General features: G+C 58.8%; 1 protein-coding gene. It reads left to right on the forward strand.

The genetic code is table 11. The annotated features are described in order from the left end of the window. Window positions 1-118 precede the first annotated feature (118 nt). Window positions 119-622, forward strand: a 504-nt coding sequence (locus tag ACR0E6_RS22580) for a chloride channel protein (protein WP_480587593.1), incomplete at its 3' end; no start/stop codon positions are given.

The raw sequence follows: 622 nt of genomic DNA on the forward strand, positions 1-622 counted from the left end.
GCTTTGTTAGAGGCTTAATGCGTCTTTGGCGCAATCTGCTGGCCTGACCGTCGCTATCTTACTTTTCTCAGACCTCGCCGTGGCTTACTAAGGGTTAAGATATGATCCCCGAGAGCCAATGACCCAATCAACCCGCACCGTTCTGCGCAACCAGCTCAATCAGGCTCTGGCCGCGATCAAGGATGCGTTGCGGGTGATGCGTCGCCGAGGACCAAGCCAAATCCAGTTCTGGTTTATCGCTCTGGCGATCGGGATTGCGGCGGGGTTCATGGCGCTAGGGTTCCGCAAGGCGATCCGCGGCTTGCAGGCCTATATCTACGATACCGAGGATATCCTGCTGTTGCACAGTCATGCTGAGAAGCTGCCTTGGTTCATCGTGCTGATCATTCCGATCATCGGTGGGGTGATCGTGGGGCTGATCCTCACGCGTTTTACCGACGATGGCCGTGTCCGTTCGGTCGCGGATGTGATCGAAGGGGCGGCGGTCAGCGATGGGCGGGTTGAGACCAAGGCTGGCGTCGCTTCGTTGTTCGCCTCGCTGATCACACTCAGTACAGGTGGCTCCACAGGGCGGGAAGGGCCGGTGGTCCATATGGCCGGGGTCATCTCGACCTGGGTCAGC

The sequence above is a fragment of the Ruegeria sp. AP12 genome, from assembly GCF_056540025.1.